Genomic DNA, 25497 nt, shown 5'->3' on the forward strand with positions numbered 1-25497 from the left:
TGTTACTTAATGATCTACCTTACTTCACTAAATAAACTAAATACAATATGCTTCTTTTCTGGATATCAACTAGTATCGCTTTTGTCATCATTGCATACATAGTACATAAATTTTTCTTTAAAGATGTTCGAAGGAACCCATCTGAGGACAAAAGGCTTTGGAAGTTCTGGGGTATAAGAACGTTTTACTGGCAGGGAGTTTTCCTTATAGCCCTGGGAGTTCTTGCACTACTTCTGGCTATCATTAAATGGAGTGGCGTCTGGCCTTTACTTAATTAGACTTCGAATTTCTACGGAAATGTTTATTTATAATGATGAAAGTTTCAAAAATGTTACGTGAAGGCTAGATGACGTAGTTCTAACCGTTATGACATCTTATTTACGGAAGCTAATTCAAATTATAGCTTTTCTAAGTTTCCTTTTGGAAGGTATGCATTTACAGCTATTTGATTACAAGCACTTTATCTGAAGGACTTAGATCAAAATTATATTTTCGGAAAAAAGCTGTAACAAACTAACGTCTAACTCGTTTTACTAGTACAGCATCAAAAATATAATTCATGATCAAAATTATTGTAAGCCTCGCTATGCTATTAGCAAGTAGTATAGCCACTTCACAAAATCAACCACAAAACATTCAGACTCAACTGGACTCGATCTGGAAGACCGATCAGGAAATTAGATTTAAACTCTTAAAACTTCAGCAGGAAGGAAAGATGAATTCTGATGAAATGAAAGATCTGGTTCAGCAAATGAAGAATCAGGATTCAATTAACCTCGATCAGGTAGAAAACATACTTAAGAACGGATGGCCGGATGACCTCAGCATGCAAGGGAATCAAACCATTTTCCTGGTTATTCAGCACGCCGACCTGCAAACTCAGAAAGAATATCTTCCGGTGATTGAAAAAGCTGTTCAGGAAAACAAAACATTCCCAGCGAACCTCGCTCTTTTAAAAGATCGAATTGCTCTACGTGAAGGAAAGAAACAAATTTATGGCAGTCAGATTTTTATCGATTCTAATACCGGTAAGAAATATGTGCAGCCTATTCAAAATCCCGAAGAAGTTGATAAACTACGTGCTGAAGTTAGTTTACCATCCATGGAAACTTATTTGCAACAATCATTTCAAATGGACTGGAACCTTGAAGAGTATTATATGAATCTGCCAGAGATCGAGAAACTGCTGGAAGAAAGAAAGGCGACAAAATAAAGTTATAAATACTAATATGTTACTATCAGTTGGGAAACTGTATTGCCCTTCGGAAATCCGTCAAAGTTCGATTTAAGTTATATTTGAAAGAACTCTGATAGATAACGATACACCAGATGCCTGCTACAAAAAGTAAGATTGTTATTCGAACCATACTTCTGGCTGGAACTGTAATATCGCTATATTTCGTTCCATGGATACTCATCTGGGCATGGATACTACCGTTGCCGGACACTGTGCAGGGACAATTAAACGAAGGTATCGAGCATGGTTTTGATGGCACTATAGTATATATTCAGCAGGGAGATCGCCCAGCAGAATTATATGCAGCAGGATGGCATGACCGGGACCGGATGATAAGAGCTTATCCCGAAGCTTATTTTAAAATTGCTAGTATTGGTAAACTGTATGATGCGGTCGCAATTACCAAACTGGTAGCTGAAGATCTTATATCTCTGGATAAAAGTATCCTGAACTATTTTCCTGAGTTTGCCGGAAGAATCGAGCATGCTGAGAATATCACCGTTAAAATGCTGGTCCAGCATCGTAGTGGAATCCCAAATTTTACAGATGTACCTGATTTCTGGATGAATCCCCCGGAAAATAAAGAACAAACACTGAATCTGTTCCTTGACAAACCAGCCAGTTTCTCACCGGGAACAGATTATGCCTATTCAAATTCTAATTATTTCCTTTTAGGTTTGCTAATGGAGAAGGCAACCAATAACTCCAAAGCACAGGTGATACAGCAAGAAATCCTAGAGCCCTTACAGCTTGAAAATACTTTCTTCAGCCTAAATGATATAGATCAGGATAAATTAATGAGCGGGTATTATGTTGGAGTTGAAGAAGATATCAAGTCTACTAATTACCAGTCGATGATCGCTACTGCGCAGGATGTGGGAATCTTTATCAAAGCTTTAAATACTGGTAAATTACTCACCAAAGCAGAGGAAAAGATCTATTCTTCCATCTATGTATACGATCATACCGGACTGATTCCAGGTTACCAGAGTATTGCAGAATATCATGAAAATATCGATACGGTTGTGATACAGTTCGTTAATACCGCCAATTTTGAAGGTTACACCTGGAGGATTTCTGAAATTGTTTATGATCGAATAATAAAAATCTTAGAGAAGCGCGACTAAGATTTATGAATCTGCCAGTATTAATTGCAATTGTAAATGCTGTAATAGCATGATCGTTTTACCATCTTTTATTTTACCATCTTTCATCATTATTAGTGCTTCAGAAAACTTAAGTTCCAGAACTTCAATATCTTCCTGTTCTTCATCCACTCCTCCACCCTCGCCTATTTTCATGTCTTCGTGATATTCGGCTATAAAGAAATGTACGATCTCGGTCACCGAACCTGGAGACATATACGCTTCAAAAACCTTTTCGACATTGGAGATCTCATACCCGGTTTCCTCCTGCGTTTCTCTTCGGATACAATCTTCAGCATTATCCTTTTCCAGTAATCCCGCACAGACTTCGATCATCATCCCTGAAGTGTTACCGTTTAAAAAAGTAGGCATCCGGAATTGCTTTGTAAGAATTACAGTTTCCTTTTCTAAATTGTACAGCAGAATTGCCGCTCCATTCCCACGATCATAAGCCTCTCTACTTTGCCGCTCCCAGTTACCGTCATTTTTTCTGAAGTCAAAGTTTACTTTTTTGAGCGTGTACCAGTTATCAGATAAAATTTCAATTTCTAAATTATCAACTCTTTCTTGTTCCATGTCTTCGGAAAAGTTTAAAGTTCGCAAGATAATTAGCAGTTTTCACTCGGAACTCTTAAAACCAGATATAGTGCAAAAACTTCAGCTCACAGAATTATAAATAATTTACTAACTTGAAGTACTTTGAAAATGAATGTATTACAAAAACCACCAGGCATGTCTGTAGAGCGAGGTCCCAAAAGTTTACACGAGCACAATAAATCATTACTGTATTCACAAAAACCTAAGTTCAAGGAAGATCTTCGGGACCCGATCAATAGTGACCGTATACGTTTGGATGGCGTAAAATTCAGAAATTACTCTTCAGAAGAACTTGAGCTGGTACTGGCTGAAATAAAACTCAATGCTACCAGGGATCTACGCCAACAATATAAATTGATGGTCGTTTCCATGATCATTTCAGTTTTGATCATGCTCTTTCTCAAATATAAATTAGATCAAAGATTCAGCATCGTAGAATATGCAGCTACCAATCTGTTATAAAAAATTTATTCCTCCAGGTTTCAGAAAATTAGAAGTCATACCAGGAAGTTATCTGCATCATAAATCATATATTTCAGCTATAAAGATTTAGAGAAATACTAATGAAGAAAATCTTAGCAAGCCTATTATTACTGCTTTCACTTAGCGTAAGTGCACAGGAAATTTCAGAAAATGAAAACCAGGATAATTATTTACATGAACTTATCGCAGATCTGGTACAAAAAGAAGAAATTACCAGCGATCCAGTCATCACTTTAAATGAACAACTGCTAACAACCGAAGCTCTGGATACACTGAACATTTCAAAATTCGAAATAACCTCTTACGCTGTTCTCAAGAAAGAGCAGGAAGATGTCGAGGATAAGTTTGGTAAACAAGGACTGAATGGAGTGCTCATGATCAAAACCAAATCTTATCAGGAGACCCTAAGCGATGAAGATTATCTGGTCCAAGAGGATGTTTTGTATCTAATTGATGGTAAAGCCACGCATAGCTCGATGCTAAAAAATATGGATCCGGAAACCATTGCGAAAATCGATGTTTTGAAAGACCATGATTCTATCGCAAAGTATACAGATGAAAAAGTCAATGGAATCATAAAGATCCAGCTAAAAAAAGGGAGTAAATAACAGTGTACTGGAATGCTTGTTATGGACTTTTTAATTTTTACTAAATTGAAGGAAGTTTAATAAAAGTATTGAATCATGAGTAAACCAGACTTCAGTAATTTGCGCTGTATTTATATTAATTGTACACTGAAAAAATCACCAGAGGAGAGTCATACTTCCAAATTAATAGAACTTTCCGCAGAGATCATGCGACGGGAAAATGTTGAAGTGGAAGAAATAAGGTTTATCGATCATGACGTAGCTACTGGTGTTTATCCCGACATGACCGAACATGGATGGGATAAAGATGAATGGACGGCTATTTATGATAAGATCATGGCTGCAGATATCTTAGTTCTTGGAACACCTATCTGGCTTGGCGAGAAATCTTCCATGGCCCAGAAACTTATCGAAAGATTATATGCCATGAGTGGTGTTCAAAACGATAAAGGCCAGTACGTATTCTACGGTAAGGTTGGAGGTACACTTATCACCGGGAATGAGGATGGGATCAAACATTGTGCTATGGGAATTCTTTATTCACTGCAACACGTTGGTTTTAGCATTCCCCCACAGGCAGATGCAGGCTGGATAGGAGAAGTTGGCCCTGGCCCCAGTTATGGTGATACCAAATGGAGGGACGAAGAACTTGATCCTCCTGCTGGTTTTGGAAGTAATTTCACTAATAAGAATACTACTTTCATGACCTATAATCTAATGCATTTAGCGTCCAGTCTTAAAAGACAGGGCGGTTATCCAGCTTATGGAAATTCAGCGGAAGGCTGGGAAGATGGGAAGCGCTGGAATTTTGAAAATCCGGAATACAGGTAAATCCATATTCACAATATAATTAATGAGGATCTTTTTAAATTTATTGGTTTTTCAGAGGAATATTATTCTTACAGCCTTGCCTATCTCTTTACTGATAGCCGCTCTAACTTCTGAATTTTCAAATTTTGGATTCTTCTATTTTCTTAGCAGTCTTTTGATCCATCTTAGTGTTTATAGCATCAAGCCTCCTAAAGAACTATATTTTTATCTAAATAACGGAATCTCCAGAGTTCATCTTTTCTTAAGCACAATTTTCGTTTCGGTCTTAATGATCCTAATATCACGGTTATTTGAGTAAACTTCAACTGGATAGTGTACAAAAGACTTATGATAGTCAAAAGATCCTGAACGATGTTTACCTACAGTGTTCAACTGGGGAAGTAGTTGGTTTGCTGGGAAGAAATGGAAGTGGGAAATCGACGCTACTAAAGATCATGTTTGGGTCATTGACGGCAGACAGTCGGTTTCTAAGAATAGACGAAAATGTTTACCCGAGCTCAAAAACGATTAATGATATTAAGTATTTACCGCAGGATAGTTTTTTAATTAAAAGTATCAATGTTAAGAGTACTATTAAACTGTTTCTTAGTCGGCAGTATAGCAGAATTGTTCTGGAATTACCTTTAGTAAAACCTTTACTGGCAGAACGAGTAGGCCATTTAAGTTTAGGACAAAGAAGAACCCTGGAAGTTCTGCTATTGCTTTATTCTGAATCCAGATTTCTATTAATGGATGAACCTTTTAACGGACTCAGTCCTACCAGCAGAGAAGTAATTTCGCAGCTTATCCAGGAAAGAAAAGAACATAAAGGCATTATTATCACAGATCATGATTACCGCAACGTAATTTCTCTATCAGATCGAATAATGCTAATGGACAATGGTAATCTTCGTGAAGTCGATGATCTGGATCGCTTGACTCAATACGGTTATCTCACTTAAAGATTCTGCAATTTTAAACGCTGTCGTACTGAAGTTTAAGAAAAAGCATTAAATCGTAACTTTAGGAAAAAGATGCTATGAAAAATCATTACAATTTGTTGCTACTAATACTGCTTGCGTTAAGTTTGACCGCATGCGGACAAACAAATAAGGATAGTAAAAGCGAAGAAACCTATACTTTCCAAAAAGGCGACCCAAACGGAATCGGAAAATGGTATATGGGTAGAGAGATCGCGCACGTTATGGGGTACCAGGGAATAAACTGGCTGGAAAGATCTGATCGCGAAAAAGAGGAAAATACGAGTCAGTTGCTAATGAACATGAATATTCAGCCGGATGATACGATCGCTGATATAGGTGCCGGCAGTGGTTATCATACTTTTAAAATGGCCAAATTGGCTTCGGAAGGTTTTGTTTATGCGGTCGATATACAACCGGAAATGCTTCAGGCGATTTCTGAAAAGCAGTCAGAACAACAGGTGAATAATATTCAAACCGTTCAGGGTTCAGAAAAAAGTATAAATCTGGATGAGAATTCAGTATCAAAAATATTACTGGTAGATGTCTACCATGAATTTAATTTTCCGAAGGAAATGATCGAATCCATGCACAAATCTCTGACTTCTGATGGTAAAATTTATTTGATCGAATATAAAGCAGAAGATGAAAGTATTCCGATTAAAAGAATTCATAAAATGAGTGAAAAACAGGCAGTGAAAGAATTTAAAGCTTCCGGTTTTAAACTAGAGCAGAATATTGAGAATTTACCCTGGCAGCATTGCCTGATCTTTGTAAAAGAATGAATTGATTCTGCCGAAACACTCTAAATAACTTATAAATTTTTGAATTCTAAATCCAGACCAATATTAGAAAGTTCTTAAACCTATATCGTGGAAGTACCTGTCTCTAAGTTTCCTTGTGAGTTTTATGTTCTATACACCCAACTCAAATGCGCAACTCCCGGATATCGAGATCATGCATGAGCGCAGAGATGATAAATGCAACGAGTTTAATTACCGGAAGAATAAACCGGGCACTTACTATCTAAAGTTGGAGTTTCCATACTTTAAAAATACCAACCACGGTGATCACAAACAGATCCTAGATCATGATTAGGAATAATATTATTATTGAGCATAAGGCTGTTACCTATGCAAATTACCAGGGTTTGAAAGAGATCAAAGTTCTTCCAGTAGAGGATGTATATCCAAACCAATATCCTGGGGAAGCTCAGCAATTCGAAGACCTGAAATACCGACTCGATTTTTCCATAAACTATATTTTTAACGAGAAATTTGAAGGAAACCGCCAGAATGCATTCAACCAGGATGAGACTAATTTTGAATTTCTAAAGTCAGTTTTCTATGCTAAAGATCATTCAGGAGTTATCGATACTGGCAAAAAATACACCATGGAAATGACTCCGGAAATTTTTACACAGGATTTCTCTAGAAGAGATCTTAGAAGATCTAAAAAGGATCCGTCGCAGTTTAACCGGGCAGATTGATCTGGTTTTATTAAATTGTACTTAGAAAATATCATTCATCAATAAAAACGAGATCTTTTATGTGGAGTACTATTATCATCACCTTTATCATTCTAACCCTTGTTCTATGGATCTGGGCATTGGTGGATATTCTCAAAACCAGGTTCAGTTCTCCTATACTACAGGTATTATTAATATGTATGATTTTCTTATTTCCTGTAGTTGGATCACTCGTATACTTTCAATTCAAGGATAGATTTACGGAATCGATTAGAAGCTTTGAACCCGCTTTCAAGCCAAGACATTAGTATTTAAAGTTTACATTTTTCTGAAAATTTAGCCTGGTTTATAATTGCTGCTATGGCTTCAATTTTCTTCGGAAGGAATCAATTCTTTATATTGAGATCAAATTTGATGTAGTATGATAGTTTTCTGAAACATTTTCCTATTTTCGTCGGAAGGTGAAGCCCCTATGACTAAACAGAGATCAAGAGTAAAACAGGCCCGAATCTTAAGAATTTTCAGAAAGATCCATCGTACTATGGGCGCCTTTTTATTCGTTTTCTTTTTTATCGTATCCGTCTCCGGAATCCTCTTGGGAGCCAAGAAAAATACTGGTAGTTTTATTCTTCCAGAAACCCAAAGCGGGCAAACTTCAAATTTTGAAGAATGGAAATCTATTGCTGTTCTCGAGCAAATTGCACAACAAACATTGAAGGATTCAGTTTCATCTTCATTATCTAGCGATATTGACAGGATGGATATTCGAAAGGAAAAAGGTATTGTAAAGTTTCTTTTTGAAAAACACATTCACGAGATACAACTTGATGGAGCTACAGGTGAAGTGCTAAGTATTGGCCAGAGAAGATCAGATGTTATCGAGAATATACATGATGGATCCATTATGGATGATTACCTGGGCACCGGTGGCTACTTTAAATTGATCTATTCTGTTGGTATGGGAATTGCATTACTAGTATTTACTATTACCGGGTTCTGGCTTTGGTATGGTCCCAAGAAATTGCGTAAGACCGGCAGATGATCTATTTCAAATGCTTCTCTCCTACTTCGTAATGTATATAGTTTCGCTTCATCCATAAATAACCAAAGCAATCTATCAAAGGTTTGATCAACCTGTTTCGCAGTCCAAATTTTGCGGTTCCGGCTAGCCTTGGGTAATGGCGAATTGGGATCTGAATCACTTTACCTCCCTGTAGCATGATCATTGCCGGTAGAAACCTGTGCAGTCCTTTAAAAAACGGAATTCGCTTAGCGTAGTCTGTATGCATGATCTTTAGGGGACAACCCGTATCATACATTCCATCATTCGTGAAAAAGTTTCGGATGTTATTGGCCACCGTTGAAGAAAGATTCTTTTTAAAAGAATCTTTACGCTGATTCCTGTAGCCATTTACTAATTGATAATTATTGATTTCTTTAAGCAGAACTTCAAAATCTTCAGGATCTGTTTGCAGATCAGAATCTATATATCCGGTAAGACTGGTGTTTACGTGGTCAATTCCAGCTTTGATCGCCGCACTTAAACCAGCATTTTTCGTAAAAGATATGTAACTAAAATGTTCAGATCTTTCACAGATCTCCCTGACCATTTCCAAACTATTATCTGTAGACCCATCATTTACCAGTAATATCTGAGTGGGAATACTGGAATTTTCTGCATACTCTCCAAGTTTCTGCTCAACGCGGAGCAGGTTCTCTTCTTCGTTAAATAAAGGAACTATAACAGTTAATTGGTGCATTCAGCAATATTGGTCAAATGATGTATAAAAATCTTAAACTGCCGCAAATATATAAATATTGCTCAATAGTAATTTCCACGTAATTCCGAAGCATAAAAAAACCGACAACAGCATTGTTGCCGGTTCGTTTCGTCGAGATGACAGGATTTGAACCTGCGACCCCACGCCCCCCAGGCGTATACGCTACCAGACTGCGCCACATCTCGATTGCTTTGCAAAAATAAGCTGGTTTTATAGAGAATTCAAAAAAAGTTTTAACCAAATTACATGTTTACTAAAGGTCCATTTCTTCCATAAAAGTATCTGGATGAGCTCCAGTCCGCGTATTATCTTCCAGATCATCGATCTTAGCAACCTCATCGGCTGTTAGCTCAAAGTCAAAGACATCGGCATTTTCCTGAATTCGTTGCTTATTTACACTCTTCGGAATAGTCGCAACCCCTTTTTGCAGATCCCAGCGAATTACTATTTGTGCTTCAGACTTTCCATATTTTTCAGCAATAGTTCCAATAAGCTCGTTCTCTAGTATTTCTCCTCGCATAAGTGGTGACCAGGCCTGATACTGGATCCTATTCTTCTTGCAATAGTCAAGAATATCCTGCTGAATAAGTTTAGGATGAAATTCATTTTGCAAAACCATTGGCTGCACACCTCCGAGTTCTTTAATACTCTCCAGCTGATGGATCATGCAATTACAAACTCCTATAGCTTTAATTTTTCCTTCCTCGTAAAGCTCCTGCAAAACTTTCCAGGATTCCAGATATTTACCAGGCTTTGGCCAGTGAATAAGGTAAAGATCCAGGTAATCCAGCTCCATTCTTTCCAGAGTCTCTTCAAAAGCTTTACGCGTGGTTTCAATTCCCTGGTCTTCTATCCACAGCTTAGACGTAATAAAGATCTCTTTTCTAGGAATACCGCTTTTTCTAATTGCTTCCCCTACTCCCTTTTCATTTCCGTAAAAAGTTGCGGTATCTATCAATCTGTAACCGGTTTCAAGAGCCGCTGCAATTGCATTATTTATCTCTTCTCCGTTATCGGCTTTATATACCCCAAGTCCTAAACCCGGCATTTTATAACCGTTATGCAATTCTATTTTACTACTAATATTATCTAACATCTTCATCTTTTTCAAGAAAGTTAAGAGTAAAAGAAGAACATATGAGTCCCTAATTAGACTTTAAAAATTCTTTAACCTCTTTAAGATAAATTTCGGGTCTCTCAAGCCAACCATAATGTCCGCAGTCTTCCATTAAAATCAGTCTTGAATCTGGAAGAACACTATCTGCATAGAGCGCAATATCCTTATGAACGATCTCATCTACTCCATTCAGGATCAAAACAGGTTTATTAAAATTTTTCATCTCTTCGGAAACATCAAAATTAATGAGGTTCATATTCGCCCAAACCTGCGAATTAATGGTTCGATCTGTTGTCATGAGCCTTTCTGCTACTTCTGAAGTTCTGGTTGAATCATTCAAATACGCTATCGCCATGAGTTTCGCCCGTTGGTAACGAGTCTCCCGCAGCGTATCACCGAAACTTATTTTCATAAGCAATTGATTCAATTCATCTCGCTGGGATCTGCTTAATCTATCACGAAGATCCGGGTAATCTCTCAATCTTAGATCCATGCCACCAGAATGCGACTGGATCATTGCGCGAACTCTTTCAGGGTATTTTGCCGCATAGACATATGCGAGCATTCCTCCAAAGGAATGTCCCAGTACGATCCAGTTCTCATATCCAAGGTGTTTCCGTAGCACTTCAATATCCTCCACCATAAGATCGATAGTGTAGTCTTTATCCTTATTAGAAAGAATCTTAGACCTTCCAGTACCTCTCTGGTCGTAGATTATAGTTCGATTGTCTTCTGAAAGCAATTGAGCCAGTTCTCCAAAACCATCACTACTAATCCCAGGACCACCGTTTATGATAAGAACAGGATCTCCAGCGCCATAAGTATTGTAGTGAAGTTTACCGTCCTTATATTTCAGCGTTTCTTCAGACTGAGCCTGGGAATAGATAGTGGTAAGTAATAATAAAGTTAGATGGAGAAGTAGTTTCATAAGCCTTGTTTTGATTAAAAATACTTTTTTAATGCGCTGGTCTCCTTTAAAACGCAGCATGGACAATTTTAGTTCAGGTTTGCAGCAAATCGCCTAATATGCTTATCTTCACCCCGGTTTTGCCCAAATCAACCTCTATGAATAGATCACTTTTACTCTGCCTGTTCTTCTTCGCTTTTGTTAAGATGAACGCACAGCAAATCACCGAAAAGAACACAGATAGTCTTTATTTTCAGGGACTCGAACTCTACCAAAATAAACAATATCAAGAGTCCTTACAATACACTAACCGGGGATTACAACTTGCTCCGGAATATCATGATATTAGAATCTTAAGGGTTCGGAATTTATGGGCACTAGATAGTATTGATAAGGCTACTACAGATCTTGAATTCCTAATGCAGAATGCCCAAAATTACCCGGGTGTTAGAGAACTCACCGTTCGCCATACCAAATTATTAAAGGATCCTGAAGAGGCTCTGGCTTACCTTGAACAACTGGAAAAAACACAGAGTTTAAGTGCGAATATGCTTATTCTTAAATCTGAACTTTTACTTCAGAATAAGGATAAAAAAGCTTCCAGAGAGATTGCTTTAGACCTTTTCAATAATCGTGAACTGGATCAAAACAAGCGATATGTCCTTCAGAATATATTAAAGAGAACGATTAGGGATGAGATTGGGGTAAATTACCAGTACATCTATTTTAGCGATGAATATAATCGTGAGAACTGGCAAACCATTAGTCCGGAGTTTCAGCATTATTTCAACAGCAGTGCAGTGATCGCCCGGGTAAACTATACAGATCGTGGTTATGACCAGAGTACTTTGTATGAACTGGAATCGTACCCTGTTTTCAGCAATAAGGTTTATGCATTTCTAAACCTAGGAATTTCAGACGGAACTTTATACCCAGACCTTAGGTCCAGTGCCTCTTTATTTGTGAATATCTTCTCAATCTTTGAACTGGAAACCGGAGCGAGATTACTACATTTTTCAGATGAGGATTATTACTCCGGAATTCTGGGCCTTACTATGTATAAAGGTAAATTCTATATCAACTCTAGAGTTTTCCTTGGACCGGAGATTAATGATCAGTTAACCCAGAACTACCAGTTAAACGTTCGTTACTATCTTAATAATGCAGATAATTTCTTCTTCTTAAGACTTGGTACGGGTATTTCGCCAGATGAAACTACAATCTTTACGCAAGTTCAGGAGAATCCTTCTCTGGAAGCATATTATTCAAATCTCGGATTGAATTTCACTATTGGACCTCATCATATTTTCCAGGTTGGTGGTGGTTACCTGTTGGAGGATATCACTTCAAACAGGCAAGGTGATCAATTTATTGGCAACGTTGGGTATCGCTATAGATTCTAGGTGTCTGAAACCTTAAATCCTTTTCTGGTCATCGTACCCCAGCCAGATTTAATACGGAAGATCTTCTTATAATAACCCTTCATTTGGCCATATACCAGTATTGGATGATACAGGAAAGGTTCGAGATATGCAGCAAGAAGAAGTTCTACAACCTGCTTTGGTTTGTTATAATGATTAAAGTTCTTGACATACATAAAGATTGCTGCTGTGGAAAAGATACACCCTACAATGTAAGCTGCTGTAAATAATAGTACCGCCATTGTCCAGTTAATCATTCCGAAGAAAGCAAAAGCGATGATACAAATGATTCCCAGAAATTCAATAATAGGCGCTCCAAACTCAAAAAACAACCAGTAAGGATAATAGAGAATTCCCATGTAGCGATACTTAGGATTGAAGAATAATTTCCTATGGATCTTCAAAGTTTCCCAAAGTCCCCGCGCCCAGCGATCACGCTGCTTAATTAAAATATCATAATCTGGCGGCCCTTCTGTCCAGCATAAGGTTTCCGGTAAATAAACCACTTTATAAGGTAATTCCTTTTCTTCCATCAAACGTCTTAAGCGAATACATAGCTCAAGATCTTCTCCAACTGTTTTTGCATCAAATCCACTTACCTCGATCACCCTCTTCCTAGGATACATACCAAAAGCTCCAGATACGAGCATGAGTCCGTTTATTTCGCTCCAGGCCATTCGACCTAACAGAAATGCCCGAATATATTCCACAACCTGCACCATAGGCACCAAATTGTTAGGCAAACGCAGTTCTTTCATCACCCCGTTCTTTACGACCGAATCATTTGCAATTCCAATACCACCGCCACAGGCGATAATTTCACTATTATATTCTTCCAGGTAAGGTCGAACCATTTTTAGAAGGGCGTCCTGTTCGATGATACAATCTGCATCTGTACAAACTACCAGTTCTGATGTTGCAAAATTGATCCCGGCATTCAGGGCATCTGCACGGCCACCGTTGTTTTTATCCAGAACAGTAAGATGGGTATATTTTGATAGTGTACTTTTATAAACATATTTTACGGTCGCCGTAGGAATAGGCTGTGTGATAAAGGTCGCATCCCTTCTCTCCAGTTTGAATTCCTTGATGAGCTTTTCCAGTGAATCATCTTTACTTCCATCATTTACCAGGATTAGTTCATAATATGGATATTGTATGGATAATAAGCTTTTTACGTTCTCAATAATGGTAAGACCTTCATTATAAGCAGGAGCAATAAGCGAAACCGAAGGAATATCTGTAGCACTAACAATATCATTTACCTGCAGGAATCGCGATTTCTTCTTATTTCGGCGTATGGCACGGCTGGCCAGGATCACACCTGCGAAATACATGCTCATCAGGGCGATCCCGTAGGCAAAGAAAAAATAATTTGCAGCAAGAAATACATATTCCCCGCTAAAAAACCTTTCTATATCATTCAACATTTAAATTTGAATTTTCAGGGTATTGCTGATAATAGAATTCCTGGACCTTTTCTTTGTATCCATTGTTCCATAGAATTTCAGCAACATTCAGTTTTAGTTCTTCATTATTTCCATGAAGCTGTCTTAGGTAGAAGTCCACGTCAATATCAGAATTATCATAAATATAATTTAATAGTTGCGCCTGCTGGACTGGGTTTGCTACTCTTTCGTAGACATCCTTGATATAATCCATTCTTTCCGTAGACAATGCAAAGGTTTGAATACAGTAAATAGCAGTTTCACGTACCTCATAATCCGGATGCTCTAGATGCTCCATGATAAAAGGAATTTCAGTATGCAATTCAAATTTTCTAATAATTCTCATGACCAGTTTCTTACCAAAAAGCTTATCGGTCTTATAGGCCCTTTTTAACCATTTCATTTCTGGTTTTGGATACAGATCATAGAGCTTTTCAACGATCTTAATTTGTTGCCACAAGGTGATATTTCGTTTAAGGTATGGAAGAAACCTGAGCGATTCCCATCCCATAAAAACAACCATCGCGATCTGTGCTTCTCTTCGCACGAATACGTTCTTATGATTCTGAAACTTAAAGACCTCATTCATATGCTGAGACTGATTCATCTCATAAATTTCCCTAATTCCACGAGCTTTGGAATACCACCCCCACTTGGAGATTTTGGTGAATGAAGCATTGTACGGCGGGATCTGCCCATATAGCTTCTTAAGCTTGAAGTAGTTCTCCCCAAGAATAGTTCGCTGAGTACGTATCATCAATCGAATAAGATACTGCACGTTATTTCTGTTTCCTTTACGGATACCAACGGCTTTTAAGCGATCATTGATCTCACTAATGAGCAAGGGATCATCTTCGTTATTATAGAGATAACGGCTTACAATATCAGCGAAAGTATATTCAATACGCTCCAGGGCACGCATACGATTCTTTCTATAGATCATGGTGACCGCTATGGAAATCCAGTAAATAACCAGGATCGCCAGCACGCATTTAATAAAAAGTAATACTCCCGCTTCGGTCATGAATATGCCTGAATTGTTGATTCGATTTCGTCCAGATCTATGGGCACTGCGTAAAAGCCAGTAATATCTTTCAATGCGAAGATCTCCTTCTTTATCTTATCCTGTCCCATGTTCGTAACCACCAATAAATTCTTATGCGGAATAATTTCCTGCACCTGGGCTACAAATTCCAGTGGTGCAATTCCTTCAAAAAGAATGTCTGTTATGATAAATTCAAAATCACTTTGTTGATCCTCTATCGTAAGCGCATCCAGCGATCTTATGGCTTTACAATCAAAATGGTTTACGGTTACAAGCCTTTCCAGAATCTTTAAAATAATTATATCTTCCTGAATGACCAGAACTTTTCGCATGCTCAAGATTTAGGTGGAAATATACGTAATAGGTCGTTAAACAGTAAAAAATAATACATTTTGCATGATAAAATATACAAAATTGAAAAATGAGTAAGAAAAATCTTTCTACAATAAGTACGTAAATACAGGGATAAAAGTTTTCTAGATACCACAAAAACCAGTATTTCTGTTCGTAAGAGATTAATTTTAGGAAGATTAATCATCACGAAAAAAAGTCTGTTTTGTTTTACCAGTGAAAGCTATACGATAAGAAAACACAACAGAATTCACCGTTAAACCGACAATTTTGCATTAAGTCTATTGGTCTACACTAAACTGCTACTTACCGTAGCTAAAGTCAGCTTAAACGAATTAGGAGGTTTAAACTCGACTATTATGGCATCTTTGATTATATAAAAACAATTCCCTATGAAACGTAAGTTAAATATCCTTTTTATCGAAGATGATGAAATTGAGGTAATGAAACTAAATCGCACCCTAAATTCAGTAGAATTAAAGCATGTGGTGCATAACGCTAGAGATGGTGAGGAAGCGTTGGAATTTTTAAAACAAAAGGACCGATTACCGGAGATAATTTTGCTGGATCTGAATATGCCAAAAATGAATGGCATCGAATTTCTTAGTATCTTAAAGCAGGACGAAACTCTAAAATATATTCCTACTATTATTCTAACAACTTCAAATAATCGCAAAGATTTATTAGATTGTTTTAATATTGGTATCGCAGGATATATCATAAAACCTCTCAAATATGATGATTATGTGTATAAACTAAAAAGCGTACTGGACTATTGGAGCATTAATGAACTAATTAAAGTATAATATGAAAGGAATTGTTTTTACTGAGTTTCTGGAAATGGTCGAACAGGAGTTTGGTCTGGAAGTTCTTGATCAGATCATCAATGAATCTAACCTGGCTTCAGGGGGAATATATACCTCGGTTGGAACCTATGACTTCATTGAAATGCAGAGTCTCATTATAAAACTTTCAGAAAAAACCGGTTTGAGCGTAAATGATCTTCTCTATGCCTACGGAAAAACATTTTTCGCAGTTCTGGAAAAGAATCATTCAAATATTTTCAGCCTCTATAACGGTCCATTGGAAATGCTTGCTTCCATAGAAAATCACATACATGTAGAAGTTAGAAAATTATACCCGGGAGCTGAACTTCCTACCTTTCGAATCATTCAGCAGGATGACGATTTTCTGGAAATGATGTATTATTCAGATCGGTCCATGTACATGTTTGCAAAGGCACTCATGGAACAAACCTTTACGCATTATCATGAGAATTCCAGGATCGAGCTGGAAAAGGTTCAGGAAGATGGTTCACAGGTGAGATTTAGAATTTACAGAGAGCCGCATGCAGTCAGCTAAGAATGTTGAAATTTTAGAGCGTGCTCTTATGCGTGAGAAAGCTGCCCGAAAGGCGGCTGAAGCTATTTTGGAGCAAAAGTCTCTGGAGCTCTATAATGTCTCAGAAGAATTACGAAAATCTAATTCAAGGCTTGAGGAAACATTGAATAGAAAAACTTCTGAACTTGAAGGAGTTTTTGAAACTTTGATCGATGCCTTCATTGTGATGGAACTTTCTGGTGATGTTATTAGAATGAATCAGGCTGCCAAGGATTTGCTTGGTTTCGATCCTGAAGAAGAACCTGTTAATTTAATCGGGCTTGTAAAAGAACAGTACAAAGAATATACTTTCGAAGCTTTTAAAGAGCTTACCATCCATGGTAAGTTTAATAACTACCGTGCGGTGATCATTACCAAGAATGGCGTTGAAAAGATCGTACAAATAAATGCCAGTATCATCTATAACACTAAAGGTGAACCAGTCGCTGCACAGGGCATTGCCCGGGATATTACCCAGGAAACCGCGATGAAGCGGCAAATGCAACACCAGAAGAGACAACTAGATATTATCTTCGGAAATTCCCCAATTGGGGTGTCCCTCGCCAGGTCGATGGATGGCGGCCTGCTTATGGTAAATAATGCCATGAGCAAGATGTTTGGATACACAGCTGAAGAATTCGAAAAGGTTGATGTAAACCAGATCACACATCCAGATCATCGTGAAGAAACCTTAGAATTAAGGAAGAAACTGTTTGCAGGGGAAATACAAACCTTCCAGATGGAAAAGCGGTATTTCAGAAAAGATGGCTCACTACTTTGGGCAAATACCAGTGTTACTGCCGTTCCAGATGACAATGGTGTTACCGAATATCTAGTAGCCACTGTGGAAGATATAACAGAGCGTAAAGAAGCAAGTAATAAACTTAAACAGTCCGAAAACAGAATGTCCACTCTTATTAAGAACATGCAGAGTGCGGTATTGTTGGAAGATGAAAATAGAACAATAAGCCTTACGAACCAGAGATTCTGTGATCTCTTCGAGATCCCTGCTCCCCCAGAGGCTTTAACAGGTGCCGACTGCTCCAGTGCCGCAGAGCAATCTAAAAGACTTTTTGCAGAACCTGACAAATTCGTAACAGAGGTTGAAAATCTCGTTAAAAATAGAGAAACGGTGATTGCAGAAGAATTAGCTATGGCAGATGGCAGATTCCTTGAGCGTAGTTATATCCCTATTTTTAGCGATGGAATTTACAAAGGTCATCTCTGGAGTTATGATGATATCACTATTAGAAAACGCTATAAGGAATCATTACAGGCCCAAAAAGATAAATACAGTAGCATTATCGCCAATATGAACCTGGGTTTACTGGAAGTAGATGCGGAGGTAAAAATTCTAATGGCTAATCAAAGCTTTGAAGAAATTAGCGGATATTCTGAAGCAGACCTTATTGGAAAGCATCCCGGGGATTTACTATTAACCAATAAATCGAAAGAAATTTTCGAAAATGACATTGGAATTGAAAACGTAGATCAAATCAAGAATCATGAAGTGGACGTTATTAATAAGGATGGAGAAATAAGAACCTGGTTAATTAGTGGAACTCCTAACCTGAACATAAAGGGCGAAATCACAGGATCAATATTTATTCATCTTGACATTACAGATCGTAAAAACCTAGAAAACAAACAGATCGAACTTCTGAAGGATCTTGAAATTCAAAACCAGGAGTTGAACGATTATGCACATATCGTTTCTCACGATCTAAAATCTCCTCTAAGAAATATTTCAGCGCTATTGAGTTGGACCAGAGAAGATTTTAAGAATCAGTTAGGTGAAGGCAGTCTTGTAAATATTGATCTTATGCAGGATAAGGTGGAAAAAATGGATCACCTTATTGAGAATATTCTGAAGTATTCAAGTATAGATCGTAGCTCAGCAAGTATAGAAAAAGTGAATGTTCAGGCGTTGGTAGAAGACATCATCGCCATGATCTATATCCCGGATCATATAGAAGTAACAATCAAGAACAAATTACCCGTAATCGATGCTGATACCACAAGAATCCAACAATTATTCCAGAATATCATATCGAATGCTGTAAACTATATCGACAAGGAAAAAGGGATTGTTGAAGTAGATGTGGTAGAGAATCCACAGGAATATATATTTTCTGTAAAGGATAACGGAATTGGAATTCCAGAAGATCAGCATGACCGTATATTCCAGATCTTTAACACCGCCTCAGACCACAAGAAGTCTACCGGTATAGGTTTAAGTATTGTAAGAAAGATCATTGATCTTTATAATGGAAGAGTATGGCTCGAAAGCACACCTCAAGTTGGCACCACTTTTAATTTCAGTATTAAAAAGAGTTTATGAAAGTAGCACAGGCAAAATTTGAAGGTGGAGACTGGAATTTTAAAACTGAAAATTTAAAGCTCAAGAACCCAATAGTTTTAATATTTGGTGATCGTCACCTATTAGAAAAGTCAGACTTTATTGCTGATTGTAAAGTTCAGTTTCCTTATAAAAATCTTGTTTTTGGAACTGCTGCGGGAGAAATTATCGGTGATAAAATAAGTGAAAATGAGGCTGTAGCCACTCTTATCGACCTTGAAAGATCTCATTTCGATATTAAAACCGCGAATATTCATCAGTACAATATGGATGGAATGGCGCTGGGCAAAGAGTTGATCGGCAAATTGGATCATGAAAATCTTAAACATGTTTTTGTGATTTCAGAAGGAAGTTTTATTAACGGCAGTGATCTTTTACGCGGATTGGAGCACGAAGAAAACAAACATTTTTGCGTGACTGGAGGAATTTGTGGTGATGGCCCAAGATTTGAAAAAACGCTGGCCGGTTTAAATGCTGCGGAAGAAGGAGAAGTTGTAGTCATAGGATTCTATGGTGATGATTTAGAAATTTCCTTCGCCAGTGTTGGTGGATGGATTCCTTTTGGTCCTGAAAGACTTATCACTAAATCTGAAAATAACATCCTATTTGAACTGGATGGACAACCAGCACTTGATCTGTACTCAAAGTATCTGGGAGAAAAATCGGCCGAACTACCACAGTCCTCCCTCTTCTACCCGCTTTACGTAAGAGAAAAAGGTAAAAAACATCCTGTGGTACGGACCATATTAAATATTAATCGAGGGAACAATTCTATGATTCTGGCAGGAGATGTTCCTCAAGGTTCAAGAGTTCAATTGATGATGGCTTCTGCAGACGCGTTGTTGAATGGTGCGCAGGATGCCGCAAGTCTGGCCAACCAGAACCGAAAGAAAAAACCTGAACTCGCATTACTTGTAAGTTGTATTGGTCGCAGACTCGTACTTAATCAACGAGCAGAAGAAGAGATTGAGGAAGTGATCAATGTAATTGGAGAAGATGTCACCGTGGCTGGATTCTATTCCTATGGTGAAATAGCACCCTTTTATGGTGAAAGCAATGGAACCTTGCACAACCAAACCATGACTTTAACCCTACTAAGCGAATGAATAGTTTGTTGCAACGCCAGGTGAACAAATACCTGGATGAAGAAGATTTGGAAGACCCGAAAATGAAGGCTTTTCTTTCCGCTATCAATGAATCGTATATCAATAGTGAAGAACAGTTCAATATGCTGCAGCGGGCAATGCGAATTAGTTCTGATGAACTTTTTGACGCGAACCAGCAACTTCGTACAGATGTAATGTATCAAAAAGATATTCTTGATAGTATCACTACTGCAATCCAGGCCCTGAACCTGAAAGAATTTAAGAAAGAGAACGGTGAATTTGAGATCAAGGACCTGGCAGAACATATTCGTGAACAAAGCGAAGAGCTACAAATAGCTGCGAAAAAGCAGGAGCAGCTTCTTCAGAATCTGGAGAATAAGAACCAGGTGCTAACAGACTATGCCCATATGGTCTCTCATGATCTTAAGTCACCCTTACGCAGTGTAAACACCTTAGTTTCCTGGATTAAAACAGACAATTATGACAACTTAACTACGGAAGGGAAAGAACATTTTGACATGATCCTGAAAAATGTAGAGAAAATGGATGCCCTCATTGAAGGCATTCTTAATTACTCCACTATTGAAATGGCAGATCATGGACAGTACCAGGTGGATACAAAATATCTCGTTAAGGAAATCATAGACCTGCTGGTTATTCCCGATGGTATCACCGTAAATATTTCAGAAGAGCTTCCGGTAGTAAAAGCAGATAAATTCAGAATTCAGCAACTGTTCGAAAATATTATTCATAATGCCGTAAAGAGCATTCAGCAAGATGGTAAGATAGAAATCAATGTTGCCGATAATGGTGCATTCTGGAAATTTGAGATCAGGGATTCAGGCAAAGGAATTCCGGAAAGGCATCATCATAAGATCTTTAAGATCTTTGAAAAGATCGACACCAATCAAAGCTCTACCGGAATCGGACTTTCCATTGCCAAAAAAGTAGTAGACTTTTATGGAGGACAAATTAGCCTGGAGAGCAAGGAAAACATAGGAACAAGTTTTTATTTTACCTTACCTAAATGAAAGAACAACCAAATTTGAATTACCTGCATCAGCTTTCTGGCGGTGATAAAGAGTTTGAAAATAAACTCCTAGCTGTTGTCAAAAGAGAATTACCTGAGGAAGAAGCTGTTTACCACGAGAATATAGAACAGGGCAATTTTATTGAAGCTGCCGCAAATGTTCATAAACTTAAGCACAAAATTAGTATTTTAGGCCTTGAAGAAAGTTATCGCTTTGCGGAAATCTATGAAGAAGAACTCCGCGAGAATGATCCTAAAAAGCATAATAGCTTTATTAAGATCCTTCAGAACATGAGCGATTTCATTGCTAAGTCTTAAACTACCGGTTCATGAAATGTTTAGTTATTGATGATGAGGCTACCGCCAGAATGATCATAAATCAGCTTATAGATACTCATAAGGAACTCAACCTTGTTGGTGATTTTTCCAACGCTCTGCAGGCGATCAAATATCTAAACCAGAATCAGGTGGATCTTATCTTTCTGGATATCCATATGCCAGATTTTACAGGTTTCGACTTTATTCAAACACTTAAAAATCCACCAAATGTAATTCTAACGACTTCAGACAGAAGCTTTGCAATAGAAGCTTTTGAATATGACTGTATCGTAGATTATATGGTAAAACCAATAACTCCGGAACGTTTTAAAAAGGCAGTTCAAAAAGCAGAGAATGCCAAGCCTACCCGAACATCTATTCCTGAGAAAACAGAAGTTAATTCAGACGTTAATAAAACTGAGAATGATCTCTATGTGAATATTGACCGGAGACTGATCAAGATCGATATTCCAAGTATATACCTGGTGGAAGCCAAAGGCGATTATATACAGATCAAGACATTCGAAAAGAATTATACAGTTCATTCTACTCTTAAAAAGATCGAAAATAAGTTACCTGAAGATCTCTTCCTGAAAATCCACAGATCATATGTGATCAATACGAAGCATATTATCGATATTGAAGATAATAGCGTATTGATTGAAAAAGATGTTGTTCCCGTTAGCCGAAGTAACCGACCGGAACTCATGAAAAGATTGAACCTGCTTTAGCAACTTAACTTCATATAATTTCCATTCGTCGCTCTTAGATTCTGCTTAGACGAATATTCCCACATGCATCGCATTGTACCGGTATCTTTACATCAAATAAGTACCTAAACGTCAAAATAGTAAAGCGATGAAAAATCATAACTACGCAGTGATCATGGCAGGTGGAGTTGGAAGCCGATTCTGGCCTGTATCCAAACAAAGCAATCCTAAACAATTTCAGGATATCCTGGGTAGTGGAAAAACGCTTATTCAAAACACTTTTGATCGTTTGAACCGATTTATTCCGGCTGAAAATATTCTTGTACTTACCAATGCAATTTATAAGGATATCGTAATGGAACAATTACCGGAAATTTCCAGTTCACAGGTAGTACTCGAGCCAATTATGAGAAACACGGCTCCATGTATTCTACTTGCAGCTTTGAAAATCCATAAAATGGATCCTGATGCCAGAATGCTGGTTGCGCCAAGTGATCACTGGATCCAGGAAGAAGATCTCTTCGAGCAGGATATGTGTATGGCTTATGAAGAAGCTGAAAAAGGAGAGAGACTCATCACCTTTGGGATTAAACCTCACTTTCCTAATACCGGGTATGGTTATATACAATACGATCACAAGAAAACCGAACAGTTATATGATGTACAAAGATTTACAGAAAAACCAGATTTCCAGACTGCTCAAAATTTTCTAAACCAGGGAAACTATCTATGGAATAGTGGAATCTTTGTTTGGAAAGCGCAAACGATCCTGAATAAATTTGAGAAATTACTGCCGGACATGTTCAGATTATTCAAAATTGGACAGGAGTTTTATAACAATCCGCACGAAACAAATTTCCTGAGAAGTCATTATCAATATGCTGAAAATATCAGTATTGATTATGCAATCATTGAAAATTCAGAAGAAGTGATGGTAATTCCCGCTTCCTTCTCCTGGAACGATCTTGGAACCTGGTGTTCGCTAGAAGATGAGCTTTCTGGTGATGCCGAATCCAATACGGTGGTGAACTCAAGATTCATTCCGGTTGAAGCTACCGGTAATATCGTTAGAACTGAAAGCAACAAAGTGGTTTTAGTTGACGGACTCAAGGATTATATGATCCTCGAAAACGATGAAGTGCTACTTATTGTTCCGAAGGAAAAAGAACAAGAGATCAAACATATTCGGAATGAGGTCATAGAACGCTACGGTCTTCAATTTGCCTGAAACCATTTACCGACACTAAATACTTTCTTATCGTTTACTCACCTACAGTAAACGAATAAGTTCAGGTAAAGGGAATTCAACTATTACTTTTAACCAGGGTTATGAAACAACTACTACACTTTTTTTGTCTCATTTTATTGCAACAGCTCCCGGCTCAGGAGTTCAGATACCTTGGTAGTTACAACGAGCTGGGAGTGCCAGATTACCTGGAACCGGTTGACGATTTCGTGACTTCTGCAAGTATGCAGATGATCGATGCCGCCCTACCGGAGAGTTATCCTGTTCCAGACTACAATCCGCAGTATATCTCTGCCGGTTACGATACAAATATCGAACTGGCAGAAGATGCGGCGGTTTGGGTGACTTTCGTGAAGGAAGGAGCAGGTTACAAAAATGTTCTTGGCTTTTATACCTATAACATAGAGGACCGTGAAAGATCAAAACCTACAGATCGTGATATTACTATTATTTTTCCTAATGCTTCTGGAGATGGCTCTGAAGGTGATTTAAAAAAAGGGAATAAAGTTAAACTTGGTGACTTCAAAGCCGGTACCGGGATAGGATGGGTATTACTGGCAAATGCCTGGAATGGAAGACGTGTTGGCTGGGGCCAGTGGCAATTATTCTCAGATCCGCAATTCAACCCCGAACAGCAAGAGGAATTAAGACAACATACCGTATTACTTGCAGATCCTGAAAAGGAACGTATTTACCTTGGATTTGAAGATATTAGAAGAGATTATTCTTCCTGCGATCAGGATTTTAACGATGCGAACTTTTACGTAAGCGCGAATCCTTATACAGCCATCAAAACTGATAATGTGGCTGATGTAAAAATGGCAACAGATGTTTCTTCTGCTAACAAAGGTGGGCTGGAAAGTAATGGAAAACTGGCCGCCCTTATTGCTGAAAGAAATTTTGACAGACTTAAGACCAGTTATAATAAGTTTCAAAAGATAAGTCAGCAGAAATTCCATCAGAAATATTCAGTTCAGAAAAACGCTGAAGGAATAGATCTTTCATCTCTAATTCCTGAAACTGGAATGTTTGGGACAGAACAGGCAAGAATATCAAGTCCTGATGACCTTATGGGAATTACCAATGCAAGCGCGGTATTTTCCGCAGATTATTACCAGGGAGAAAAAAGAGTTGCGGCAGCACTAATGACCAGTACTTCTAATGGAATCTATGATCATTCCAAGGTAATCTGTGACCGTTTAAACAGCTCCAGTCTGGAAGATATTAGAACCATCGAACTTAAGGGACACGAGCTCATTATGATCAAGATCCTTAGAGCGAGCGGACAGTTAGAGTATGCTGTAAACTTTTCTGTGAAATTGAATGAAGCTTTAAAATTACACTCCCACTGGAATATCTCAGATTATCCAGATGGTGATTACCTGAACTTCCAGGTTTGGGGATCAAATATGGGACAGGTAAGCAGTATTGCAGGTCATGTAATAGATAAAATAAACGCATTCCAGACATTGGAAAGCGATAAGATAGTCGGCAAGTACCCTACTGTCTTTGTAAAACGAGGGTTTTATGAGGATAGCCGACTTCATCTTATCGTGAAGAATAAGGAAGGTGATTCCGGCTTCACGATCGATGGAAAAATAAGAGATATAGAAACTACTTCTGAAAAAAATTATAATAAAACTGTTAGTCTGGATAAAACTTATGAAGAGGAAATAATCGTGGAAACTGGTGAACTTTTCGATATTGGAATGCAAATTCGAGGTCAAAACTCACCACAGGCAGATGCCTTATACCTCGCAGATGGTCCATGGGGGATCGATTATCTTGAAACAGAAACCCAGGTTGAAGAATTTGCAATACAGAATTCAGATTATACAGCGGGAGCCGGAGAGTACCATGTTGAGCGAAATGTCAACGTACATGGGAGTGTTATGGGAACTGCGAATATTTTCAGAAGTTTGATGCCAGGTGATCAGGATTTTGAGACTGCAGGTTTTGGAGCTATCAATT

At 38.0% G+C, this 25497-nt stretch carries 28 protein-coding genes and 1 tRNA gene; 21 read left to right on the forward strand and 8 right to left on the reverse strand.

The genetic code is table 11. The features are described 5' to 3' along the window. Nucleotides 1-47 precede the first annotated feature (47 nt). The 3 genes from ACNI3T_RS13895 to ACNI3T_RS13905 all read left to right on the forward strand — a co-directional run bounded on the left by ACNI3T_RS13895 (nucleotide 48) and on the right by ACNI3T_RS13905 (nucleotide 2364). On the forward strand, nucleotides 48-278 hold the full coding sequence (locus ACNI3T_RS13895) for a hypothetical protein (protein WP_418228334.1): 231 nt from the start codon (nucleotides 48-50) through the stop codon (nucleotides 276-278). A gap of 281 nt (nucleotides 279-559) precedes the next feature. Further along, complete coding sequence (locus tag ACNI3T_RS13900; RefSeq protein WP_418228335.1) at nucleotides 560-1213, forward strand: DUF6624 domain-containing protein; 654 nt, start codon at nucleotides 560-562, stop codon at nucleotides 1211-1213. A 116-nt stretch (nucleotides 1214-1329) separates the two neighbouring features. After that, nucleotides 1330-2364: a serine hydrolase domain-containing protein gene (locus tag ACNI3T_RS13905; RefSeq protein WP_418228336.1), complete on the forward strand. Its 1035-nt coding sequence runs from the start codon at nucleotides 1330-1332 to the stop codon at nucleotides 2362-2364. A 3-nt stretch (nucleotides 2365-2367) separates the two neighbouring features. On the opposite strand, the gene nudK is transcribed toward ACNI3T_RS13905, so the two are convergent. Continuing rightward, a complete protein-coding gene (nudK, locus tag ACNI3T_RS13910; RefSeq protein ID WP_418228337.1) occupies nucleotides 2368-2958 on the reverse strand; it encodes a GDP-mannose pyrophosphatase NudK in 591 nt (196 codons plus the stop codon). 129 nt (nucleotides 2959-3087) lie between these two features. Between nudK and ACNI3T_RS13915 the strand changes: the two genes are divergently transcribed. The 8 genes from ACNI3T_RS13915 (at nucleotide 3088) to ACNI3T_RS13950 (ending at nucleotide 8349) form a co-directional block, all read left to right on the forward strand. Next, nucleotides 3088-3441, forward strand: coding sequence for a hypothetical protein (locus ACNI3T_RS13915; RefSeq protein WP_418228338.1), 354 nt, complete (start codon nucleotides 3088-3090; stop codon nucleotides 3439-3441). Between the two features lie 101 nt (nucleotides 3442-3542). Further along, nucleotides 3543-4070 carry a hypothetical protein gene (locus ACNI3T_RS13920; RefSeq protein ID WP_418228339.1) on the forward strand — a complete coding sequence of 176 codons (528 nt, stop codon included), beginning with the start codon at nucleotides 3543-3545 and terminating at the stop codon, nucleotides 4068-4070. Nucleotides 4071-4145: 75 nt separating this feature from the next. Next, nucleotides 4146-4880, forward strand: coding sequence for a flavodoxin family protein (locus ACNI3T_RS13925; protein WP_418228340.1), 735 nt, complete (start codon nucleotides 4146-4148; stop codon nucleotides 4878-4880). A 290-nt stretch (nucleotides 4881-5170) separates the two neighbouring features. Further along, the gene (locus ACNI3T_RS13930; RefSeq protein ID WP_418228341.1) at nucleotides 5171-5821 is read left to right on the forward strand and encodes an ATP-binding cassette domain-containing protein; all 651 of its coding nucleotides are present in this window, start codon (nucleotides 5171-5173) and stop codon (nucleotides 5819-5821) included. Between the two features lie 77 nt (nucleotides 5822-5898). Beyond that, nucleotides 5899-6624: a class I SAM-dependent methyltransferase gene (locus ACNI3T_RS13935; protein ID WP_418228342.1), complete on the forward strand. Its 726-nt coding sequence runs from the start codon at nucleotides 5899-5901 to the stop codon at nucleotides 6622-6624. Nucleotides 6625-6929: 305 nt separating this feature from the next. Next, nucleotides 6930-7328: a hypothetical protein gene (locus ACNI3T_RS13940; protein ID WP_418228343.1), complete on the forward strand. Its 399-nt coding sequence runs from the start codon at nucleotides 6930-6932 to the stop codon at nucleotides 7326-7328. A 59-nt stretch (nucleotides 7329-7387) separates the two neighbouring features. After that, entirely contained in the window at nucleotides 7388-7615 is a 228-nt protein-coding gene (locus ACNI3T_RS13945) for a PLDc N-terminal domain-containing protein (protein WP_418228344.1), read from the forward strand. Between the two features lie 164 nt (nucleotides 7616-7779). After that, a complete protein-coding gene (locus tag ACNI3T_RS13950) occupies nucleotides 7780-8349 on the forward strand; it encodes a PepSY domain-containing protein (RefSeq protein ID WP_418228345.1) in 570 nt (189 codons plus the stop codon). A gap of 1 nt (nucleotide 8350) precedes the next feature. Here the strand turns inward: ACNI3T_RS13950 and ACNI3T_RS13955 are convergent, their stop codons facing one another. From ACNI3T_RS13955 to ACNI3T_RS13970, 4 genes are all read right to left on the reverse strand, one after another. After that, nucleotides 8351-9067: a glycosyltransferase gene (locus ACNI3T_RS13955; protein WP_418228346.1), complete on the reverse strand. Its 717-nt coding sequence runs from the start codon at nucleotides 9065-9067 to the stop codon at nucleotides 8351-8353. 132 nt (nucleotides 9068-9199) lie between these two features. After that, nucleotides 9200-9273 (reverse strand) — tRNA-Pro (locus tag ACNI3T_RS13960). Between the two features lie 68 nt (nucleotides 9274-9341). Next, nucleotides 9342-10184 carry an aldo/keto reductase gene (locus ACNI3T_RS13965; RefSeq protein ID WP_418228347.1) on the reverse strand — a complete coding sequence of 281 codons (843 nt, stop codon included), beginning with the start codon at nucleotides 10182-10184 and terminating at the stop codon, nucleotides 9342-9344. A 49-nt stretch (nucleotides 10185-10233) separates the two neighbouring features. Continuing rightward, a complete protein-coding gene (locus ACNI3T_RS13970) occupies nucleotides 10234-11133 on the reverse strand; it encodes an alpha/beta fold hydrolase (RefSeq protein WP_418228348.1) in 900 nt (299 codons plus the stop codon). Nucleotides 11134-11270: 137 nt separating this feature from the next. On the opposite strand from ACNI3T_RS13970, the gene ACNI3T_RS13975 reads away from it, so the two are divergent. Beyond that, nucleotides 11271-12515 (forward strand): YaiO family outer membrane beta-barrel protein, encoded by a 1245-nt coding sequence (locus ACNI3T_RS13975; protein ID WP_418228349.1) that lies wholly within the window; start codon nucleotides 11271-11273, stop codon nucleotides 12513-12515. Here the strand turns inward: ACNI3T_RS13975 and ACNI3T_RS13980 are convergent. Genes ACNI3T_RS13980 through ACNI3T_RS13990 form a run of 3 tightly spaced genes read right to left on the reverse strand, consistent with a single transcriptional unit; the run spans nucleotide 12512 to nucleotide 15358 of the window. Further along, on the reverse strand, nucleotides 12512-13963 hold the full coding sequence (locus ACNI3T_RS13980) for a glycosyltransferase family 2 protein (protein WP_322300654.1): 1452 nt from the start codon (nucleotides 13961-13963) through the stop codon (nucleotides 12512-12514). The two genes, ACNI3T_RS13975 and ACNI3T_RS13980, sit on opposite strands and share 4 nt — an antisense overlap. Further along, nucleotides 13953-15005, reverse strand: a complete 1053-nt coding sequence (locus ACNI3T_RS13985; RefSeq protein ID WP_418228350.1) for a hypothetical protein — start codon at nucleotides 15003-15005, stop codon at nucleotides 13953-13955. Before ACNI3T_RS13985 ends, ACNI3T_RS13980 begins: the two co-directional genes overlap by 11 nt. Next, nucleotides 15002-15358 (reverse strand): DNA-binding transcriptional response regulator, encoded by a 357-nt coding sequence (locus ACNI3T_RS13990; protein WP_418228351.1) that lies wholly within the window; start codon nucleotides 15356-15358, stop codon nucleotides 15002-15004. Before ACNI3T_RS13990 ends, ACNI3T_RS13985 begins: the two co-directional genes overlap by 4 nt. 411 nt (nucleotides 15359-15769) lie before the next feature. Between ACNI3T_RS13990 and ACNI3T_RS13995 the strand changes: the two genes are divergently transcribed. The 9 genes from ACNI3T_RS13995 to ACNI3T_RS14035 all read left to right on the forward strand — a co-directional run. Further along, nucleotides 15770-16183, forward strand: coding sequence for a response regulator (locus ACNI3T_RS13995; protein WP_405199188.1), 414 nt, complete (start codon nucleotides 15770-15772; stop codon nucleotides 16181-16183). Between the two features lies 1 nt (nucleotide 16184). Continuing rightward, nucleotides 16185-16739 (forward strand): heme NO-binding domain-containing protein, encoded by a 555-nt coding sequence (locus ACNI3T_RS14000; RefSeq protein WP_418228352.1) that lies wholly within the window; start codon nucleotides 16185-16187, stop codon nucleotides 16737-16739. Further along, nucleotides 16726-19098, forward strand: coding sequence for a PAS domain-containing sensor histidine kinase (locus ACNI3T_RS14005; protein ID WP_418228353.1), 2373 nt, complete (start codon nucleotides 16726-16728; stop codon nucleotides 19096-19098). Before ACNI3T_RS14000 ends, ACNI3T_RS14005 begins: the two co-directional genes overlap by 14 nt. Further along, nucleotides 19095-20222, forward strand: a complete 1128-nt coding sequence (locus ACNI3T_RS14010; RefSeq protein WP_418228354.1) for an FIST signal transduction protein — start codon at nucleotides 19095-19097, stop codon at nucleotides 20220-20222. Before ACNI3T_RS14005 ends, ACNI3T_RS14010 begins: the two co-directional genes overlap by 4 nt. Next, nucleotides 20219-21253, forward strand: coding sequence for a sensor histidine kinase (locus ACNI3T_RS14015; protein WP_418228355.1), 1035 nt, complete (start codon nucleotides 20219-20221; stop codon nucleotides 21251-21253). Before ACNI3T_RS14010 ends, ACNI3T_RS14015 begins: the two co-directional genes overlap by 4 nt. Then, nucleotides 21250-21570, forward strand: a complete 321-nt coding sequence (locus ACNI3T_RS14020) for an Hpt domain-containing protein (protein WP_418228357.1) — start codon at nucleotides 21250-21252, stop codon at nucleotides 21568-21570. Before ACNI3T_RS14015 ends, ACNI3T_RS14020 begins: the two co-directional genes overlap by 4 nt. Nucleotides 21571-21581: 11 nt before the next feature. Then, nucleotides 21582-22301, forward strand: coding sequence for a LytR/AlgR family response regulator transcription factor (locus ACNI3T_RS14025; protein ID WP_418228358.1), 720 nt, complete (start codon nucleotides 21582-21584; stop codon nucleotides 22299-22301). 127 nt (nucleotides 22302-22428) lie between these two features. Then, nucleotides 22429-23508 carry a mannose-1-phosphate guanylyltransferase gene (locus tag ACNI3T_RS14030; RefSeq protein ID WP_418228359.1) on the forward strand — a complete coding sequence of 360 codons (1080 nt, stop codon included), beginning with the start codon at nucleotides 22429-22431 and terminating at the stop codon, nucleotides 23506-23508. A gap of 101 nt (nucleotides 23509-23609) precedes the next feature. Continuing rightward, a partial coding sequence (locus ACNI3T_RS14035) for a DUF4114 domain-containing protein (protein WP_418228360.1) occupies nucleotides 23610-25497 on the forward strand: 1888 nt, incomplete at its 3' end.

Source organism: Christiangramia qingdaonensis (genome assembly GCF_048381525.1).
In the GTDB taxonomy this organism is placed as follows: Bacteria; Bacteroidota; Bacteroidia; order Flavobacteriales; family Flavobacteriaceae; genus Christiangramia.

Coding starts and splice junctions, on each gene's coding strand:
- ACNI3T_RS13935 (WP_418228342.1), top strand. CDS start 5,899: ATGAAAAATCATTACAATTTGTTGCTACTAATACTGCTTGCGTTAAGT.
- ACNI3T_RS13950 (WP_418228345.1), top strand. CDS start 7,780: ATGACTAAACAGAGATCAAGAGTAAAACAGGCCCGAATCTTAAGAATT.
- ACNI3T_RS14005 (WP_418228353.1), top strand. CDS start 16,726: ATGCAGTCAGCTAAGAATGTTGAAATTTTAGAGCGTGCTCTTATGCGT.
- nudK (WP_418228337.1), bottom strand. CDS start 2,958: ATGGAACAAGAAAGAGTTGATAATTTAGAAATTGAAATTTTATCTGAT.
- ACNI3T_RS13915 (WP_418228338.1), top strand. CDS start 3,088: ATGAATGTATTACAAAAACCACCAGGCATGTCTGTAGAGCGAGGTCCC.
- ACNI3T_RS13970 (WP_418228348.1), bottom strand. CDS start 11,133: ATGAAACTACTTCTCCATCTAACTTTATTATTACTTACCACTATCTAT.
- ACNI3T_RS13940 (WP_418228343.1), top strand. CDS start 6,930: ATGATTAGGAATAATATTATTATTGAGCATAAGGCTGTTACCTATGCA.
- ACNI3T_RS13895 (WP_418228334.1), top strand. CDS start 48: ATGCTTCTTTTCTGGATATCAACTAGTATCGCTTTTGTCATCATTGCA.
- ACNI3T_RS13990 (WP_418228351.1), bottom strand. CDS start 15,358: ATGCGAAAAGTTCTGGTCATTCAGGAAGATATAATTATTTTAAAGATT.
- ACNI3T_RS13975 (WP_418228349.1), top strand. CDS start 11,271: ATGAATAGATCACTTTTACTCTGCCTGTTCTTCTTCGCTTTTGTTAAG.
- ACNI3T_RS13925 (WP_418228340.1), top strand. CDS start 4,146: ATGAGTAAACCAGACTTCAGTAATTTGCGCTGTATTTATATTAATTGT.
- ACNI3T_RS14020 (WP_418228357.1), top strand. CDS start 21,250: ATGAAAGAACAACCAAATTTGAATTACCTGCATCAGCTTTCTGGCGGT.
- ACNI3T_RS14015 (WP_418228355.1), top strand. CDS start 20,219: ATGAATAGTTTGTTGCAACGCCAGGTGAACAAATACCTGGATGAAGAA.
- ACNI3T_RS13945 (WP_418228344.1), top strand. CDS start 7,388: ATGTGGAGTACTATTATCATCACCTTTATCATTCTAACCCTTGTTCTA.
- ACNI3T_RS13980 (WP_322300654.1), bottom strand. CDS start 13,963: ATGTTGAATGATATAGAAAGGTTTTTTAGCGGGGAATATGTATTTCTT.
- ACNI3T_RS13955 (WP_418228346.1), bottom strand. CDS start 9,067: ATGCACCAATTAACTGTTATAGTTCCTTTATTTAACGAAGAAGAGAAC.
- ACNI3T_RS14010 (WP_418228354.1), top strand. CDS start 19,095: ATGAAAGTAGCACAGGCAAAATTTGAAGGTGGAGACTGGAATTTTAAA.
- ACNI3T_RS13965 (WP_418228347.1), bottom strand. CDS start 10,184: ATGTTAGATAATATTAGTAGTAAAATAGAATTGCATAACGGTTATAAA.
- ACNI3T_RS13900 (WP_418228335.1), top strand. CDS start 560: ATGATCAAAATTATTGTAAGCCTCGCTATGCTATTAGCAAGTAGTATA.
- ACNI3T_RS13920 (WP_418228339.1), top strand. CDS start 3,543: ATGAAGAAAATCTTAGCAAGCCTATTATTACTGCTTTCACTTAGCGTA.
- ACNI3T_RS14000 (WP_418228352.1), top strand. CDS start 16,185: ATGAAAGGAATTGTTTTTACTGAGTTTCTGGAAATGGTCGAACAGGAG.
- ACNI3T_RS13905 (WP_418228336.1), top strand. CDS start 1,330: ATGCCTGCTACAAAAAGTAAGATTGTTATTCGAACCATACTTCTGGCT.
- ACNI3T_RS14025 (WP_418228358.1), top strand. CDS start 21,582: ATGAAATGTTTAGTTATTGATGATGAGGCTACCGCCAGAATGATCATA.
- ACNI3T_RS13995 (WP_405199188.1), top strand. CDS start 15,770: ATGAAACGTAAGTTAAATATCCTTTTTATCGAAGATGATGAAATTGAG.
- ACNI3T_RS13985 (WP_418228350.1), bottom strand. CDS start 15,005: ATGACCGAAGCGGGAGTATTACTTTTTATTAAATGCGTGCTGGCGATC.
- ACNI3T_RS14030 (WP_418228359.1), top strand. CDS start 22,429: ATGAAAAATCATAACTACGCAGTGATCATGGCAGGTGGAGTTGGAAGC.